Here is a 16,162-nt window from a genome sequence, read left to right on the forward strand (position 1 = left end):
ATAGAGACCGTACCGAGCGGGACCGGGGTTTAACTATCACTGAGAAGGATTTGTTGAAATCTTCAAACGGTGATATTGCTTTCGGCGGCGTGCTGAATAGAGGGCGTGAATGTGGTACGAACCGGGGCTGATTCACCGGAGAGAGGTCGGTCAGTACAGGGGATCTATCTACCGACGAATATCATCGAGATACACACATTCCGTCAGAAACCACGTACGAGATACAGCGGATATATTCATCGGAGTGACCGAAGCATCGAGAGTGCCGTCGGCTGTGACTCCTCAAAGTGTCTGAGCTGGGCAGCTTCAGTGAACGCATACCGGCCGATCAGCAGGCTCGTCGTCATACTGGTCAACCCGCCAGCCGCGAAGATCATCCCCATAATCACGAACTGGTACTGGGCGGCGTAGATCGGGTTCGCCCCACCGAGGATCATCCCTGCCATCATCCCGGGAATGTACACCAGTCCGAGCGTCCGCATCGCATCAACGACGGGGATGAGCGAGGCCCGCACCGATTCGGTGACGTGTTCGGAAACTGCCGCCTGTGGCGGCACACCGATCGCCAGTAGTGCCTCGATCTCGTTGCGGTTAGATTCGATTTCGCTTTTGAACCGGTCTAACGCCAACGAGTTCGTCTTCATCGCGTTTGCGATGATCATCCCGCCAACCGGCACGAGGTTCCGAACCGTCGATTCGATGGCTCCTGCGACGAGCATCGTCACGATTACCACTGACGCACCGAGTCCGATCGCGGTCAGCGAGACTCTGAACGCCTGTGGCACCCCGTCACCACGCTTGCGGGACTCCCACGCCGCGTACCCCATCATCGCTCCGAGAACAATCCCCGAAAACGCCAGTGGAATCGAGAACAACACACCGATGAGCGCACCCATCGCCAGAACTTGTACGAACCCGCGGGCGAACGAGCCGCCGAGCTCCCGCTCCAAATCGAGGTCACGCACGTACGACAGTCCGAGCACGACAGCCGCGAGGGCGGTGGCGGCCGCGACTTGGAGAAGTCCTTTCACTAAAACGGGATCCCGGAGTTCCGGCGGAAGCGGGAGGTCCGTGAATGGATTCATCCGAGCACCTCACGTGCGGTACCTATCGCGTGGATACGGCCGTCCACGAACCGAACGACTCGGTCGGCGATCCGGTCGACCTGTGCTTGATCGTGGGTGACGAAGACCGCTGTCCGCTCCGACGTGTCAAGTAACTCCTCTAGCAGCGCCTCGATCTCGGCCTGAGCCTGCGGGTCGAGGCTGGCAGTCGGCTCGTCCAGTAATAGCACCTCGGGGTCCATCATCAGCGTGCGGGCGATTGCGACGCGCTGGGCCTCGCCGCCGGAGAGCCCGGCGACCTCGCGGTCTGCGTAGCCGCTCAGGTCCACGCGACCCAACAGCTCCTCTACGCGACTCGGTTCGACCGATTCGCCGCGGAGCCGGGGACCGATCGTAACGTTGTCGCGGACGGTCCCGTCTCGGAGCGCCGGGTCCTGCGGCACCATTCCGACACGAGCACGGAGATCTGTCGGGACGAGCGTCCGGTAGTCTGCTCCGTCAAGGTAGACTGTGCCCTCAGTCGGCTCTTCAATCCGACACAGAAGGCGGAGCAGAGTAGATTTCCCAGCGCCAGAGGGGCCGATGATAGTGAGTGTCTTACCGGCGTGGACGGTGAGGTTAACATCGGTTATAATTTGATCGTCGCTGACGACGAACGAGAGGTGGTCCGTCCGTAGCTTCGCTGTGGTCGTGCTCATTCGTGGTTATTGAACGACTGTAGGTTGGGACTATCTGTGAACATTACGACGAGTTCAACCAACTGACTGGTCCTGTCCATGTCCGACGGTTCTGTTCTGTCGGGGTACCACTGGGGCGTGTGTCGAATTCGCGTCAGAACTGGCGTGCTACAGACAGAGGGTACATTCTGCAGCGGCAGGTGCTCGTCTCCAATAGTATCGCTGAACAATAGCCGACGTTATTCGTCACCGAAGAACTCGTCGAAGAGGTCGGTGACACGCCCCTCGATCTCGCCGCGAATCTCTCGAACGCGGTCGATGTCCTGACCATGTGGATCATCAAGCGCCCAATCCCGAACCTCAACTGAGGCGTCCAACTCCAACGTTGAGCATCCCATCGTCAGAACAACGTCACATTCGTTCAACATCGCCGTTGAGACCTCCTGTGGGACGCGGCCCGTGAGGTTGATGTCGAGCTCTTTCATCACGTCGACAACTTCAGCGTGGACCTCGTCCGCGGGATGGGTACCCCCGGTGATTATCTCCACCCTGTCCTCCAGTCCGCGGCGCTGTCGCTCCCGCTCTGCGAAGGCAGCGGACATCTGACTACGCCCGGCGTTCTGGACACAGACAAATCCGAACGTCACGTGATCATTACTCATACGCTGCCGGAGACGATGCCGAGGGATGTCGGTTTCTATGATTGCTATAGAGCGATATTGGACCCTCAATATCATACGTTTAGTGCTGTGGCTACCACTCTGAACCGACAATGAGGGCTAACCAATGGCCGATTCACACCCCGTATCCCGCACGCGACTCTGAACATCAACCGACTCTGGTAGAAGTGTCAGCAGTCAGTCTGCAAGCCCGTTCCATCGGTTGGTTCAGAATTTGGATGGAAAATAACGAGGTTCCGTTGCTGACTGCATACTCTGTATTCAGCAGCCGGTTCGTATCAATACCTGAGTATTCCAACAGAACAACCAATAAAGAATTTCGACGGAGCCCACAGATACTTTGGAACGGTCGGTCGTATCCGAACCGATGTCGCGCCGAGACGTGGCCCTCCCGCTCGTCGTCCTACTCGTTCTGACGACTGCCGGGTGTGCGGCGTTCGACGCCTCCTCGGCCGACGTGACCGTCGAGAATTCGGAGTCGTCGCGATACCAGATGACGGTCTACGTGTTCGAAGAGCCAGTGGGCGCGGGTAATATCACGTTTCAGGTGACGAACGAGACGGGTGCTAGGAAAACGGTAGGACTCGCTCGACTCGAAACTGAGGGACCGTATTTCAATCACTCCCTCGGTGGGGGGTGGAACGCGACGGAACGCCGGGTGGCCGTCCCGGCGAACGAGACGACGACGGCCTCGTTCGGCGCCTGGGAGCCCGGCGCGGCGATCATGTACGTGTTCGAAGGGATCGACGGGCGCGTGATACGGACCGATTTCGCCGAGTGTGCTTCGGACTCACTGACTCACACCTTCGTGTTCTCGGAGGGGCCTGAGAACGGATATCGAGCGCACTGTCCGCCGGCTCCGTAGAAGCCCTCGATCTCGCTGTCCTCACGGTTACACCGGACGCAAGCCGGCCTCCGAGAGATCACCGTCCGACTCGATTCCCTGTTCGGCGAGACCGCAGCCGTCACTGACCGAAGCTCGCGGCGGAGCCGAACGGACACCCGGTAGCCGCTGACGTGTATCACGGCCGTTTCGGTGGCGGGAACGGGCGGTCGGGACGCGATACGGACGTCCGACCGGTTCCGGAGGGTCCGTTCGTGCATGCGAAATGAAGGGGTTGCCGGACGCGACCGCTGTCGTTCGAGCGGTCACCAGTCCGAATAATCGCCAGACTCCGTCGGGACGGATATAGGTGTATAGAACGCTACGGAGTACGAGTTGGTGTGTTTCCCGTGGAGATCACGGCTCAAATTTACCCGAGATAACGACGCCGTAGCGTTGCGCGTTTTGACGACGACCATCCCGTTCCGTCGTCGATCCGGGAAATCGGACTGCGGCGGGTCGGAGGAAAGAACGTCAACCGCGGAGATCGGCGATCGTCTGGAACTCCGACGGGTTGCGGAGAACATCGCCGGTCGCCTCGGCGATCGCTGACCGATCGACGTACTCGATACCGTCGTTATAGATCAGCAACACGGGATCGTCCTGAAAGCTGCCGACCGGCCGGGAGGTAACGCTCTCTATCGCGACGTATCGGTTCCCGGGAAGCGTCGGCGTATCGGCGTACACGGCAGGGAGATCGTCTCCGTGTACACCGGCCAGCATATGACCGGGGGGAATCACCGTCGCCGTCCGGTATTCGAACGGCGGATTCGAAAGAATCCCGATCAGGAGATACGCGAGGTCTTCGCAGTCGCCGCGGCCGTCGACGAGCGTCTCCTCGGCGGTCCGGACGTAATCCGGAACGCCTTTCGAGTCGATATCGGTCGTGTATCCGAGGGAGCGGACGAATCCGATCGCCCGTTCGAGTCGAGCCGTTCGAGAAATCGGCCGGGCGGCGTCCTCCGTCATCAGATCGGCAGCGGCGAGACGCGCCGCGAACCGTTCGACGTCCCGGCTCGTCTTCGCCGTCTCGAATCCGCCGAGGTATCCGTGATGCTCCTGAGCCGCCTCCGAGTACGCGGTTCGGTCCAACGCGAACGTGGAGCGCCACCGTCGCTGTAGGCGGTCGGTCCACTCGTACGTCATCACGTAACGGCTCTCGGTGACTTCCCGCGAAACCAAGCCTCCCGTGCCGACTCGCGGTGGTTTCGTAGTCGCGTTCGAATCTGGTGAGACGGCGGCGTACGACTCTCGAAGTTCACTGAGGAATACGGACACACCGGCGCCGATCGCAATACGGTCAATTACCTTTTCGAGAAGGCTTCGTCGCTTCATACCCACCGTCGGGCGAGGTTAGGTGACGAAAGCGACCGCGCGGATGAAGACCGGCGAACGTCCGCGCGGGGACCGCAACGCGAATTGTAACAGTTCGTCGCGACGGCCGCTATCGATAGCATTCGGAGTTGACGACGCAGTTCGCGTCGACGCTTAGCCAAGTCGATCGCTTTGCGTCGCCGCTCGCACCGGCCGGGAACACCGTCACCCGGTCCGGGGCGGAAGGCCGTCTATTGATTTCGTGGACTAACTCGCGTCTCCCGCCGGCGGCCGACTCCTCTCCTTTCGCCTCAGTACCCACCGATGTCCGATCAGTGTCGCGGGTCATCCGTTCTACATTGGTGCCCACCCCCAGCCGCGACTTGAGCGCTTATAATAGGCGAATAGTCGGGTCGACGACGGCGTGGAGATGTATATACTCATGGGATCGGTTCCGTTCCGGTATCGTCGATCCTCGGCCGTTAGACGCGTTCGGGACCCGTCCTGTGTCGGTAGCACCTCCTTCGAGCGCCTGCGCCAGCGGTCGGGAGCGAGCCCCGAATACGAGTAAGATTCGAAGGGCGGACCGAGACGGGCGGTTACGCTTGAGAGGCCGGAGCGCAATGAGCTCCCCCGAGAGGGGCCGCGGTATCCTCACTGCTCGCTGTGCGGTGACGGTACCACACCATTTATTTAGGTCTACCTAAAATAACACGTGATGACGCAGTCCGACGCCGACGCTCAAGACGAGACGGAAAGCGAGCCGACCCTCATCAGAGAGGGCCGGGACTTCGAACAGGAGTACCGTCTGTCCGCCGCCGAGGCGGGGCGTTTCTTAGTCGAGATCGGTGAACAGCTTCAGGAGAGCGACGAGCTGACCATTACCGGTGACGAGTGGAAGCTCCCGTTCAGTTTCGGAGAGCCGGTCGAGCTCGAAGTGGAGTACGAGGGGTACGGCGAACAGGAGCTGGAGATAGAGGTCGAGATTCCCGGGCGAACCGACGAGACGGCGCCGTCCGTCGAGTGAGTCGGGCGGATACGGGAGGCGACGCCGACCGCTCTCGACCCGATCGATTAAAGTCGACTTGTCCTAACTAACCGCTAGTGGTTATCACCGACGCGGCGGCCGACGTGCGGGCTCGATCGACGCGGCGGGCCGGGGGTGTCGCGTGAGCGACGCGACCCTCGTCGTCGTCGCGGGCGCGACCGAGACGGCCGCGATCGACGGGATCAGCGCCGCAGGCGCCGACCCGACGCTCCGGCGACACACGCCGAGCGCCGACCTGGAGATCGTCGCGGACGGGCGGCCCGCGTCCGGGTCGCCGGTGCCGGTCAGCCCCTCGGGCTGCCCGACGCCGGCGGTCGTCACGCGGGCGGTCCGCGAGCTCGTCGGCCTCGGCTTCGTCGGCGTCGACGCCGGCCTCGCCGTGCCGACGGCGCCGTCGGACGCGACCGTCCACGACGCCGGCGCCGCGCCCGGCGGCGACGTCCGGGACCCCGAACCGGTGCCGGACGCGGCGTCGATCTTCGACCGGGGACGGGAGCTGGCCGGAGCGATCGCGGGGAACGGCGGCGTCACGGGAAACGGCGCGGACGCGGGCGACGCCGCCGACACCCCGAGCGAACTCCTCGTCGCCGAAACGGTCCCCGGCGGGACGACGACCGCGCTCGGCGTCCTGACCGCGCTCGGCGAGCGCCCGGCGGTCTCCTCGTCGCTGGCGGCGAACCCGCTCGCGACCAAGCGCGCGGTCGTCGGGGAGGGGCTGGCCGCGAGCGGGATCGACCCCGGCGACCGCGCCGACGACCCGGTCGACGCGCTCCGGCTGACGGGCGATCCTGTCCTTGCGGCGGCCGCCGGGCTCGTCGTCGGCGCGGTCGAGCGCGGGATCGACGTGACCCTCGCGGGCGGCACCCAGCTGGCGACGGTCGCGGCGCTGGCGCGGCACGCGGGGGTCGAGGGGCGGCTCCCGCTGGCGACGACCGCGTTCGTCGCCGACGACCCGACCGCGGACGTCGCGGCCCTCGCGGACGACCTCGACCTCGCGCTGACCGCGACCGACCCCGGATTCGACGCGAGCGACCGCCCGGGGATGCGGGCGTACGCCCGCGGCGAGGCGAAGGAGGGCGTCGGGATGGGCGGCGCGCTGGCGCTGGCCGACCGCGCCGGGGTCTCGGACGCCGCCCTCCGCGAGCGCGTGGCCGCGGTCACCGACCGACTCCTCGGCGAGCGCGGGGCGGAGAGGCGGGACGCGACGGCGACGGAGGCGAAGGGGGTCGATCCGCGATGAAGGGGGTCGTCCTCGGCGGGGTCAGCTCCGGCGTCGGCAAGACCGTCGCGGCGCTCGCGGCGATCCGGGCGCTCGGCGACGCGGGCCGTGCGGTCCAGCCGGCGAAGGCCGGCCCCGACTTCATCGACCCGAGCCACCACGAGCGCGTGGCGGGGCGCCCCTCGCGGACGCTCGACCTGTGGCTGCAGGGCGAGGGCGGGCTCCGGCGGAACTACGCCCGCGGCGAGGGCGACGTCTGCGTCGTCGAGGGCGTGATGGGGCTATACGACGGCGACGGGTCGAGCACGGCCGCGGTCGCCGAGGCGCTCGACCTCCCGGTCGCCCTCGTCGTCGACGCGAGCGCGGGGATGGAGAGCGTCGCCGCGACCGCGCTCGGCTTCCGGGCGTACGCCGAGCGCGCGGGCCGCGATATCGACGTCGCCGGAGTCATCGCCCAGCGCGCGCACGGCGGGCGCCACGAGGAGGGGATCCGCGAGGCGCTCCCCGAGGAGCTGACCTACCTCGGCCGGGTCCCGCCGAACGGCGACCTGGAGGTCCCCGAGCGCCACCTCGGGCTCCACATGGGCGAGGAGTCACCCCTCCCCGACGACGCCCTCGACGCCGCCGCCGAGGGGCTCCGGACCGACCGACTGCTCGACGTCGCGCGGGAGCCGGCGGGGGTCGCGGAGGCCGCGGGGGCGGTCGAGCCGATCGCCGCGGACGAGCCGACCGACGGCGACCGCCCCCGCGTCGCGGTCGCCCGCGACGACGCCTTCCGGTTCGTCTACCCGGCGACGGTCGAGCGCCTCCGCGAGCGGGCGACCGTCGAGCCGTTCGCGCCGACCGCGGGCGACCCCCTCCCGCCGTGCGACGGCGTCTACCTCCCCGGCGGCTACCCCGAGCTACACGCCGAGGCCCTCGCGGCGAGCCCGGCGCTCGACGACATCGCGGCCGCGGCCGCCGAGGGGGTCCCGGTGCTCGGCGAGTGCGGCGGGCTGATGGCGCTCGCGGAGTCGCTGACGACCGTCGAGGGCGAGACGCACGCCATGGCGGGCGCGCTCCCGGCCGACGTGACGATGCGCGACCGGTACCAGGCGCTCGACCACGTGGCGCTGCGGGCGACGCGGGACGCGCCGACCGCGTCGGCGGGCGAGACGCTGCGGGGCCACGAGTTCCACTACTCCGACGCCGACGTCGCGAGCGACGCCCGGTTCGCCTTCGACGTGGAGCGCGGGACCGGGATCGACGGCGAGCGCGACGGGCTGATCGAACACCGAACGCTCGGAACGTACTGTCACGTCCACGCCGCGAGCGGGGCGTTCGACGCGTTTCTCGACGGGCTCTGATCGCGATGTCGCTCCCCGCGACCCTCGGGCTCCCCGTCGTCGCTCCCCTTGCCGCGCTAGCGCTCGCCGTCGCCCTCGACCTCGCGATCGGGGAGCCGCCGGCGCGCGTCCACCCCGTCGCGCTGTTCGGCTCGCTCGTCGAGCCGATCGACCGGTCGTGGTCGCGGCCGCGATCCGTCGGCGTCGCGGCCGCGGTCGGGCTCCCGACCGTCGCCGCGGTGATCGCCGGGGGGACCGTGTGGGGCGCGGCCGCGCTCGCGCCGCGCCTCGGCGTCGGAGCGCGTCTCCTCGCGGTCCCCGTCGCGGGCGGGCTGCTCTTCTCGACCGTCAGCCTCCGGATGCTGCGCGAGGTCACCGCCGAGGTCGTCGCGCTGACCGAGACCGACCCGGACGCGGCCCGCGAGTCGATCCGGGCGCTCGTGGGGCGGGATACCGGAGACCTCTCGCCGGGGGCCCTCCGGAGCGCGGCCGTCGAGAGCGCGGCCGAGAACCTCGCCGACGGGTTCGTCGCCCCGCTCGTGGGGTTCGCGGCCGGCGCGACGGTCGGGCTCGCGGTCGGGGGTTCCGAGGCCGTCCTCCCGCTCGCGCTGGGCGTCGCCGGCGCGGCGTGGGCGAAGGCCGTCAACACGCTCGACTCGATGCTCGGCTACCGGTCGAAGCCGGCCGGGTGGGCGAGCGCCCGGCTCGACGACGCGGTCATGTTCCTCCCGGCCCGCGCGACCGCCGGCTGTCTCGCGGTCGCGGCCGGCTCGGTCGGGGCCCTCTCGCGGGCGCGGTCGTGGGCGCGAGAGCCGGGGTCGCCGAACTCCGGGTGGCCGATGGCGACCGCGGCGGCCGCGCTCGACGTGCGGCTGGCGAAGCCGGGTCACTACGCGCTCAATCCGACCGCGGCGGCGCCGAGCGTCGCCGACGCGGAGCGGGCGGTCCGGCTCGTCGGCGTCGCCGGCGGGGTCGCCGTCGCGGGGACGGCCGGGTGGCTGGCGGCGGTCGCGGGGGTGGTCGCGTGGTCCTGACCGTCGCCGCGCTCCGGGGCGCGCTCGGCTTCCTCACGCGGGTCCCGGTCGGTCGCGGCGAGGAGTCGTGGGCGGCGTTCGCGGGGGCGCCGTGGGCGTTCCCGGTCGTCGGCTACCTCGTCGGCGCGCTCGTCGCGCTCCCGCTGCTCGCGCCCGTGCCCGCGCCGACCGTCGCGCTGGCGTTCCCGGTCGCCGTCTACGCCGTGACCGGGATCACGCACCTCGACGGGGTCGCCGACCTCGGCGACGCGGCGGTCGTCCACGGCGGCCCCGAGGAGCGTCGCGACGTGATGCGGGACTCCGCGCTCGGCGTCGGCGGGACGGTCGCGCTCGCCGCCGTCGTCCTCGGGCTGGCGACCGCCGCGCTCGGGCTGGCCGAGGCCGCGAGGCCGGCGGGCGCGGTCGGGACGCGGGCCGTCGGCGGCGTCGCCGTCGCGGTCGGGATCGTCGTCGCGAGCGAGGTCGGCGCGAAGGCCGCGACCGCGACGCTCGTCTGCGTCGGCGACGCGGCCCACGAGGGGCTCGGCTCCGCGCTGACCGAGGAGGTCGGCCCCGGGGCGGCGCTCCCGGTGCTCGCGCTCGCTTCGCCCGCCGCGCTCCTCGGGTGGCCGCGGCTCCTCCCGGGGGTCGCCGCGCTCCTCGCGGCGCTGGCGACGGCGGGGCTGGTCCGGCGGTGGGCCGGGCGACGGCTCGGCGGCGTCTCCGGGGACGTGCTGGGCGCGACGAACGAGCTGGCGCGGGTCGCCGCGCTGCACGCGGGGGTGATCGCGTGGACGCGCTTCTGATGTGCGGCGGCCGCGGCACCCGCCTTGGCGGCGAGACGGAGAAGCCGCTGACGCCGGTCGCGGGGCGGCCGATGGTCGACCGCGTGTGCGACGCGCTCGACGGGAGCCGCGCCGAGACGGCGCACGCGGTCGTCTCGCCGCACGCGTCGGCGACGCGCGCGCACCTCGTCGACGAGCGCCGCCCGGACCTCCCCGTGATCGACGCGCCGGGCGACGGCTACGTCGCCGACCTGCAGTACGCGATGGCGGCGGTCGGCGGCGCGGAATCCGGAGGGCCGCCCCTCCTCACCGTCGCCGCCGACCTCCCGCTCCTCGACGCCGCGGCCGTCGACGCCGTGATCGACGCGGCCCGGGCCGCCGGCGACGGCGACGCGCCGCGGTCGCTCACCGTCTGCGTTCCGGCCGCGCGCAAGCGCAAACTCGGCGTCAGCGCCGACGCGGTGACCGAGGTCGACGGCCGCGAAGTCGTTCCCGCCGGGATCAACGTCGTCGGGGACGGAGCGGCCGGAAGCGACGACGGCAACGACGAGACCGACGACGGCAGCGACGAGACCGACGACGGCGACGCCGCCGTCCACGTCACCGAGGACGTCCGGCTCGCCGTCAACGTCAACTACCCGTCGGACGTGCGGGTAGCCGAGCGCCTCCTCGGCGACGGGGAGCCCGACAACCCGAAGCCCGACGACCCGGAGCCCGACGGATGAACCCGAACCCATGAACCTCGACGCCGCCGCCGACCTCGACCGCGCGCCCCACGGGAGCAGCGACGACCCCGACCTGCTGGACTTCTCGGCGAACACCAACCCCGAAGTGCCTGACGGCGTCGAGGCGGTCTACCGCGAGGCGTTCGCCGAGGCGCGGGGGTACCCGCCGGAGCCGCCGGCGGGGTTCCGCGAGGCCGCGGCCGACTACGTCGACTGCGACCCCGAGTCCGTGATCCCGGCGCCCGGCGGGCTCGCCGCGATCCGGGCGGCGGTCGCGCTCGCGGTCGACCCCGGCGACACCGCCCTCCTCCCGGCGCCGAGCTTCGGCGAGTACGCCCGCGAGGTGCGGCTGCAGGGGGGCGAACCGGCGTTCGTCCCGGCGAGCGAGGTCCTCGACGCCGACCCGAGCGGCCACGCGCTCGCCGTGGTGTGCAACCCGAACAACCCGACCGGGACCGGGTACGACCGCGCGGCGCTGGAGCGGTTCGCGGCGCGGTGCCGCGAGGCCGACGCGCGCCTCCTCGTCGACGAGGCGTTCCTCGGGTTCACCGACCGGCCGTCGCTCGCGGGGACCGAGGGGGTCGTCGTCGCCCGGTCGCTCACGAAGCTGTTCGGCCTCCCCGGGATCCGGACCGGCTTCGCGGTCGCGCCGGGCGCGTTCGGCGCGGCGCTGGCGAGCGCCCGGCGCCCGTGGAACCTGAGCGCCCCGGCGCTCGCGACCGGCGCGTACTGCATGGGGCGTGACGGGTTCGTCCGAGAGACGCGCGAGCGCGTGCGCTCGGAGCGGGCCCGGATGCGCGCGGCCCTCGCCGAGCGCTACGCGGTCCGCCCTTCCGACGCGCCGTTCCTCCTGCTCGACGTGAGCGGGGACGGCCGGTCGGTCGAGGCGGTCGTCGCCGACGCCCGCGAGCGCGGCGTGGCGGTCCGGGACGCGACCACCTTCCGCGGGCTCGACTCGCACGTCCGGGTCGCGGTGCGCCGGCCGGCCGAGAACGACCGGCTGCTGGCGGCGCTGGGCGTCGGCGACGAGACCGCGGCCGGCGCGGAGGCGGCCGACGAGACGGCGACCGACTCGGAGGGCGACGATGTTTGAGGCGACCGTGCGCGACGGCGTCCTCCGCCTGCGACGCCCGGGGACGCGCTGGCTCTCGACCGGGTGGGACGGCGGGCGCTCGCGGGGTCCCGCCGCGTACAACGTGACCGTCCCCGAGGGGTTCGACCGCACCGACCTCGGCGCGTACCGCGACGAGCGGCTGGCGCGGGCGGGGTTCGAAAACGGCGGCGGCCCGGCACGCGACGGGGACGCCGAGCGCGACCCGCCAACCCTGTTCACCGGCGTCGCGATGGACCACGCGCGGGGCGCGCGCCGCGGGCCGGTCGTCGCGTACGCGACCGCCGGCCTCTCGAACCCGGCGATGCTCCCGATGGAGCCGGGGGGAGCGGCGGCCGACCGCGGCGACGCGGTCGCCGACGACCCGGAGCGCGAGCCCGAGGCGACGACCGAGGGACCGCCCCGGCGACCCGGCACGGTCAACCTGACCGTCGGGACGACCCGGCGGCTCGCCGACGGCGCCGCGGCGAACCTCGTCGCCGTCGCGGCCGAGGCGAAGGCGGCGACGCTGCTGGCGACCGCGGGCGTGCCGGGGACCACGAGCGACGCGGTCGTGATCGCCGACGACCCGGACGGCGAGCCGGCGGCGTTCTCGGGCAGCGCCACCCCGGTCGGCGCGGCGGCCCGCGTCTGCGTCCGGGACGCGGTGCGCGCGAGCCTGCGGTCGCGGTACCCGGACGGCGACCTGCCCGGGCCGGCCGGCGACGCCGAGCACGGCGTCGTCGCCGACGGGCGGGCGGAGGTCTTCGACCCATGACAGACGACAGCGACACCATCACCGACGGCGGCGAATCGAGCGAGACCGATCCGGCCGACGGCGGTTCGAGGGCCGGCGACCCGACCGACGGCGATTCGAGCGACGGCGACCCGGCCGCCCGGACCCCCGGCGGCGGCGCGGCCCCCGAGCCGGAGCCCGTCGAGCCGGCCGCGCCCGAGGAGTTCGGGCTCGTGCAGGCCTGGTGGGGCGACGGGAAGGGGAAGACGACGGCGGCGATGGGGATGGGCTTCCGGGCGGCGGGGCACGGCTACCGCGTCCACATGCTCCAGTTCATGAAGGGGGGCGCCGACAGCGTCGAGGGCGTCCGCGGCGAGTACAACGCCATCGCCGCGATGCCGGGGTTCAGCTACGAGAACGCCGGTCACTACGGCTGGCACGGCCTCCTCGACGGCTCGGCGGACGACGAGCACGAGGCGAAGGCCGCGGCCGCCTTCGACCGCGCCGAGGCGCTCGTCGCGGGCGCCGCCGACGCCGACCTGGCGGCGCCGCTCCCGCTCGACGGCGACCCCGACGAGGGGGTCCACATGCTGATCTTGGACGAGCTGCTGTACGCGGCCGACCGCGGGCTCGTCGACCCGAACGACGTCGTCGCGCTCGCCGAGTCGAAGCCCGAGGGCCTCGAACTCGTCCTCACCGGGAGCCACGCGGAGCCCGAGTACCTAGAGGGGGTCGCCGACCTGATCTCGAACGTCCGGAAGGTGGCGCACCCCTTCGACGCCGGCCACCGGGCGCGGCGGGGGACGGAGTACTGAGATGCCCCGGTGGCGACGCGCGGCCCGGCGGAGGCGGCCGTGACCGACTCCGACCCCGACGCCGAGACGCTCCTGATCGCCGGCACGGCGAGCCACGCCGGCAAGAGCACGGTCGCGGCCGGGCTCTGTCGGCACCTCGCCCGGAACGGCGTCGCGGTCGCCCCGTTCAAGGCTCAGAACATGAGCAACAACGCGCGGGTCGCGCTCGCCCCGGACGGCGAGTGGGGTGAGATCGGGATCTCCCAGTACGTGCAGGCCCGGGCCGCGGGCGTCCCGGCGACGACCGACATGAACCCCGTGCTCCTCAAGCCGCGCGGCGACGGCGAGAGCCAGCTGGTGATCGACGGCGAGGCGGTCGGGCACTACGCGGCCGGCGAGTACTACGAGTCGCACTGGGAGCGCGCCCGCGAGGCCGCGGTGGCCGCGCACCGCCGCCTCGCCGCCGACCGCGACGTGATCGTCGCCGAGGGGGCGGGCAGCATCGCCGAGATCAACCTCCACGACCGGGACCTCGCCAATATCGAGTGCGCGCGGTTCGCCGACGCCCGAGTCGTGATCGCGGTCGACATCGAGCGGGGCGGCGCCTTCGCGAGCCTCTACGGGACCCTCGAACTCCTCCCCGACGACGTCCGCGAGCGCGTCGCCGGCGCGGTCGTCACGAAGTTCCGCGGCGATCCCGCCCTGCTGGAGCCCGGCATCGACGAGATCGAGGCGCGGACGGGCGTCCCGATCATCGGCGTGATCCCGCACGACGACCCCGGCCTCCCCGCGGAGGACAGCCTCTCGCTGCCGGACGCGGGCGAGGAAGGAAGCGAGGGCGGGTCGAACGTCCTCGGCGCGGACGACGGGGTCGCCGACGCCGACGCGGTCCGGGTCGCCGTCCCCCGGCTCCCGCGGATCTCGAACTTCACCGACCTAGAGCCGCTGTCGCGCGAGCCCGGCGTGCGGGTCGCGTACGTCCCGCTCGACGCGTCCCGCGGCGAGGAGGACGATCCCCTCGGCGACGCCGACGCGGTCGTCATCCCGGGGTCGAAGAACACCGTCGACGACCTGCTCGCGCTCCGCGACGCCGGCGTCGACGACGCGCTCCGCGAGTTTTCCGGGCCGATCGTCGGCCTCTGCGGCGGCTACCAGATCCTCGGCGAGCGGCTGACGAACGCCGACGTGGAGGGGACCGGCGCGGCGACCGAGGTCGAGGGGGTCGGCGTGCTGCCGGTCGAGACGCGGTTCTCGACCGAGAAGCGCGTGGAGCGCGTGACGCGGTCGGTCGACGGAGTCGGCCCGCTCGCCGGCGCGGACGGGACCGCGACCGGCTACGAGATCCACATGGGCCGGTCGTCGCCGACCGCGGCGGTCGCCTCCCCGCTGGGCCCGGAGAGCGCGGCGACCGACCGGGCGCTCGGCACCTACCTCCACGGCCTCTTCGAGAACGAGGGCGTCCGGGAGGCGTTCGTTGACCGGACATTCGCGGCGGCGGGAAAGCCGCGGCCGCCGGTCGGGGGAGGCGAGGGCGACGCGGACGCCGCCGGCGCGACCGACGGTCGCACCCCCTACGACCGCGCCGCCGACCTCGTCGCCGACAACGTCGACCTCGCGGCGATCGGCCTCGGGGACCACGGCTGAGCGACGCCGCGACAAAATGCACATATCGGTTCGTCCCGATCGCACGCCCATGGTCTCCCGCGAGAACGCGGTCATCGGGACGTGCATCACCCTCACCGTCGCGCTCGCCCTCGCGGTCGAGTCGCTGAACCTGGCGTACCCGGAGTGGGTCCCGCTCGCGCTGTTCATCGGCGGCGGGGTCGTCGTGCCGCTCGCGGTCAACGAGGCGTTGGACCGACAAGAGGCGGCGTAGGGCGGGAGAGCGAACGAACTCGGGGGTGACTGACGCGACCTCAGACCTCGCCGAGCGTCTCCTCCAGCAGCTTCCGCTGGGCCGCCGCGAGGTGCTCGGCGAACGTCGAGGGAGCGATGTCGAGCGCCTCGGCGACCGCGCTCGCGTTGGCGTCTCGGGGGCGCTCGAAGTACCCCATCCGGTAGGCGGTCCGTAACACCTCGCACTGGCGGTCGGTGAGCCGGCCGCGGTCGACGAGGGTCCGGTCGGGGACCGCGTCGTCGGTCGCCGCGCCGTGGACGAGGTACCGGACCTCGACGCGGTCCGCGATCCCGTCGAGCGCCGAGACGATGTCGCGGAGGCGTTCGAGGTCGGGGAGGTGGAGCGTCAACAGGAGCACGCCGTCCTCGGCGCGCGCGTCGGCGATGGGGCAGTCGAGCTCCTCGATCACCCGACAGGCGCACTCCCCGTCGCGCGGGCGGTCGTACCGGTACACCCGCTCGTCGCCGAGGTCGACGACGGACGCGGCCGCCGGAACGCCGTCCGCCCGGTCGACCGCGTCGGGGTCGCGGGCGCGGAACTCCTCGGTGTGCGTGTCGCCCGCGTGCGTCCAGTTGACGCCCGTGATCGGGCCGTCGTGGGCGGTCGACGCCGCGACGACCGGACAGTTCCCCGCGCCGTGGATCGCGACGCCCGCGCGGACGCCGTCGGGCGTCTCGCCCGCGCGACTCCCCGCCGATTCGCTACCGGTTGCCATCGGATCGGCGAAGGGGCGACGCACACAAATGCCTGATCCCCGACGAGCGAGCCGCTCGATACCCCCGAGAGGCCGTGTTGAATCGCTGTAAGGCGTTGGAATTCACTGTTTGACGAGGCGTTTGATGTTATAGACGACACACATCAGCGCGATTTCGCGGAACTCACGGAACCATGACCGCGCTCGCACGGCGAAGC

At 71.0% G+C, this 16,162-nt stretch carries 18 protein-coding genes and 1 pseudogene; 12 read left to right on the forward strand and 7 right to left on the reverse strand.

Annotated elements, in window-relative coordinates; genetic code table 11:
- Window positions 1-236: 236 nt before the first annotated feature.
- The 3 genes from NO900_RS10915 to NO900_RS10925 all read right to left on the reverse strand — a co-directional run bounded on the left by NO900_RS10915 (window position 237) and on the right by NO900_RS10925 (window position 2,403).
- Complete coding sequence (locus NO900_RS10915; RefSeq protein WP_256409250.1) at window positions 237-1,085, reverse strand: ABC transporter permease; 849 nt, start codon at window positions 1,083-1,085, stop codon at window positions 237-239.
- The gene (locus NO900_RS10920; protein WP_256409251.1) at window positions 1,082-1,762 is read right to left on the reverse strand and encodes an ABC transporter ATP-binding protein; all 681 of its coding nucleotides are present in this window, start codon (window positions 1,760-1,762) and stop codon (window positions 1,082-1,084) included. Before NO900_RS10920 ends, NO900_RS10915 begins: the two co-directional genes overlap by 4 nt.
- 218 nt (window positions 1,763-1,980) lie before the next feature.
- Entirely contained in the window at window positions 1,981-2,403 is a 423-nt protein-coding gene (locus NO900_RS10925; protein WP_256409252.1) for a low molecular weight phosphatase family protein, read from the reverse strand.
- Window positions 2,404-2,788: 385 nt separating this feature from the next.
- On the opposite strand from NO900_RS10925, the gene NO900_RS10930 reads away from it, so the two are divergent.
- Window positions 2,789-3,286 carry a hypothetical protein gene (locus tag NO900_RS10930; RefSeq protein WP_256409253.1) on the forward strand — a complete coding sequence of 166 codons (498 nt, stop codon included), beginning with the start codon at window positions 2,789-2,791 and terminating at the stop codon, window positions 3,284-3,286.
- A gap of 492 nt (window positions 3,287-3,778) precedes the next feature.
- Here the strand turns inward: NO900_RS10930 and NO900_RS10935 are convergent, their stop codons facing one another.
- Complete coding sequence (locus NO900_RS10935) at window positions 3,779-4,639, reverse strand: hypothetical protein (protein ID WP_256409254.1); 861 nt, start codon at window positions 4,637-4,639, stop codon at window positions 3,779-3,781.
- Between the two features lie 109 nt (window positions 4,640-4,748).
- Window positions 4,749-4,967, reverse strand: a complete 219-nt coding sequence (locus tag NO900_RS17605) for a DUF7511 domain-containing protein (protein WP_425492670.1) — start codon at window positions 4,965-4,967, stop codon at window positions 4,749-4,751.
- A gap of 369 nt (window positions 4,968-5,336) precedes the next feature.
- Here NO900_RS17605 and NO900_RS10940 point away from each other — a divergent pair, with 369 nt between their 5' ends.
- The 11 genes from NO900_RS10940 (at window position 5,337) to NO900_RS10990 (ending at window position 15,229) form a co-directional block, all read left to right on the forward strand.
- Window positions 5,337-5,645, forward strand: coding sequence for an amphi-Trp domain-containing protein (locus NO900_RS10940; RefSeq protein ID WP_256409255.1), 309 nt, complete (start codon window positions 5,337-5,339; stop codon window positions 5,643-5,645).
- A gap of 142 nt (window positions 5,646-5,787) precedes the next feature.
- Window positions 5,788-6,906 carry a nicotinate-nucleotide--dimethylbenzimidazole phosphoribosyltransferase gene (locus NO900_RS10945; protein WP_256409256.1) on the forward strand — a complete coding sequence of 373 codons (1,119 nt, stop codon included), beginning with the start codon at window positions 5,788-5,790 and terminating at the stop codon, window positions 6,904-6,906.
- On the forward strand, window positions 6,903-8,231 hold the full coding sequence (locus NO900_RS10950; RefSeq protein WP_256409257.1) for a cobyrinic acid a,c-diamide synthase: 1,329 nt from the start codon (window positions 6,903-6,905) through the stop codon (window positions 8,229-8,231). Before NO900_RS10945 ends, NO900_RS10950 begins: the two co-directional genes overlap by 4 nt.
- 5 nt (window positions 8,232-8,236) lie before the next feature.
- Complete coding sequence (locus tag NO900_RS10955) at window positions 8,237-9,244, forward strand: CobD/CbiB family cobalamin biosynthesis protein (protein WP_256409258.1); 1,008 nt, start codon at window positions 8,237-8,239, stop codon at window positions 9,242-9,244.
- Window positions 9,235-10,029, forward strand: coding sequence for an adenosylcobinamide-GDP ribazoletransferase (cobS, locus tag NO900_RS10960; protein WP_379791963.1), 795 nt, complete (start codon window positions 9,235-9,237; stop codon window positions 10,027-10,029). The genes NO900_RS10955 and cobS overlap by 10 nt, the downstream gene beginning before the upstream one ends.
- On the forward strand, window positions 10,029-10,733 hold the full coding sequence (locus NO900_RS10965; RefSeq protein ID WP_256409274.1) for an NTP transferase domain-containing protein: 705 nt from the start codon (window positions 10,029-10,031) through the stop codon (window positions 10,731-10,733). The genes cobS and NO900_RS10965 overlap by 1 nt, the downstream gene beginning before the upstream one ends.
- 10 nt (window positions 10,734-10,743) lie before the next feature.
- Window positions 10,744-11,826 carry an aminotransferase class I/II-fold pyridoxal phosphate-dependent enzyme gene (locus tag NO900_RS10970; protein WP_256409259.1) on the forward strand — a complete coding sequence of 361 codons (1,083 nt, stop codon included), beginning with the start codon at window positions 10,744-10,746 and terminating at the stop codon, window positions 11,824-11,826.
- A complete protein-coding gene (locus tag NO900_RS10975) occupies window positions 11,819-12,601 on the forward strand; it encodes an adenosylcobinamide amidohydrolase (RefSeq protein WP_256409260.1) in 783 nt (260 codons plus the stop codon). The genes NO900_RS10970 and NO900_RS10975 overlap by 8 nt, the downstream gene beginning before the upstream one ends.
- Window positions 12,598-13,374: a cob(I)yrinic acid a,c-diamide adenosyltransferase gene (locus NO900_RS10980; protein ID WP_256409261.1), complete on the forward strand. Its 777-nt coding sequence runs from the start codon at window positions 12,598-12,600 to the stop codon at window positions 13,372-13,374. Before NO900_RS10975 ends, NO900_RS10980 begins: the two co-directional genes overlap by 4 nt.
- 9 nt (window positions 13,375-13,383) lie before the next feature.
- Window positions 13,384-14,997 (forward strand): cobyric acid synthase, encoded by a 1,614-nt coding sequence (locus NO900_RS10985; RefSeq protein WP_256409262.1) that lies wholly within the window; start codon window positions 13,384-13,386, stop codon window positions 14,995-14,997.
- A gap of 49 nt (window positions 14,998-15,046) precedes the next feature.
- Entirely contained in the window at window positions 15,047-15,229 is a 183-nt protein-coding gene (locus NO900_RS10990) for a DUF7987 family protein (protein ID WP_256409263.1), read from the forward strand.
- Between the two features lie 40 nt (window positions 15,230-15,269).
- On the opposite strand, the gene NO900_RS10995 is transcribed toward NO900_RS10990, so the two are convergent.
- Complete coding sequence (locus tag NO900_RS10995) at window positions 15,270-15,965, reverse strand: helix-turn-helix domain-containing protein (protein WP_256409264.1); 696 nt, start codon at window positions 15,963-15,965, stop codon at window positions 15,270-15,272.
- Between the two features lie 102 nt (window positions 15,966-16,067).
- Window positions 16,068-16,162, reverse strand: a pseudogene (locus tag NO900_RS11000) (IS5/IS1182 family transposase); the annotation flags it as partial.

This window comes from Halorubrum rutilum, assembly GCF_024494565.1.

Bases quoted from the DNA above. Each gene is read 5' to 3' on its own strand.
- NO900_RS10915 (WP_256409250.1), bottom strand. From the start codon at position 1,085: ATGAATCCATTCACGGACCTCCCGCTTCCGCCGGAACTCCGGGATCCC.
- NO900_RS10920 (WP_256409251.1), bottom strand. From the start codon at position 1,762: ATGAGCACGACCACAGCGAAGCTACGGACGGACCACCTCTCGTTCGTC.
- NO900_RS10925 (WP_256409252.1), bottom strand. From the start codon at position 2,403: ATGAGTAATGATCACGTGACGTTCGGATTTGTCTGTGTCCAGAACGCC.
- NO900_RS10930 (WP_256409253.1), top strand. From the start codon at position 2,789: ATGTCGCGCCGAGACGTGGCCCTCCCGCTCGTCGTCCTACTCGTTCTG.
- NO900_RS10935 (WP_256409254.1), bottom strand. From the start codon at position 4,639: ATGAAGCGACGAAGCCTTCTCGAAAAGGTAATTGACCGTATTGCGATC.
- NO900_RS17605 (WP_425492670.1), bottom strand. From the start codon at position 4,967: ATGACCCGCGACACTGATCGGACATCGGTGGGTACTGAGGCGAAAGGA.
- NO900_RS10940 (WP_256409255.1), top strand. From the start codon at position 5,337: ATGACGCAGTCCGACGCCGACGCTCAAGACGAGACGGAAAGCGAGCCG.
- NO900_RS10950 (WP_256409257.1), top strand. From the start codon at position 6,903: ATGAAGGGGGTCGTCCTCGGCGGGGTCAGCTCCGGCGTCGGCAAGACC.
- NO900_RS10955 (WP_256409258.1), top strand. From the start codon at position 8,237: ATGTCGCTCCCCGCGACCCTCGGGCTCCCCGTCGTCGCTCCCCTTGCC.
- NO900_RS10965 (WP_256409274.1), top strand. From the start codon at position 10,029: ATGTGCGGCGGCCGCGGCACCCGCCTTGGCGGCGAGACGGAGAAGCCG.
- NO900_RS10970 (WP_256409259.1), top strand. From the start codon at position 10,744: ATGAACCTCGACGCCGCCGCCGACCTCGACCGCGCGCCCCACGGGAGC.
- NO900_RS10975 (WP_256409260.1), top strand. From the start codon at position 11,819: ATGTTTGAGGCGACCGTGCGCGACGGCGTCCTCCGCCTGCGACGCCCG.
- NO900_RS10980 (WP_256409261.1), top strand. From the start codon at position 12,598: ATGACAGACGACAGCGACACCATCACCGACGGCGGCGAATCGAGCGAG.
- NO900_RS10990 (WP_256409263.1), top strand. From the start codon at position 15,047: ATGGTCTCCCGCGAGAACGCGGTCATCGGGACGTGCATCACCCTCACC.
- NO900_RS10995 (WP_256409264.1), bottom strand. From the start codon at position 15,965: ATGGCAACCGGTAGCGAATCGGCGGGGAGTCGCGCGGGCGAGACGCCC.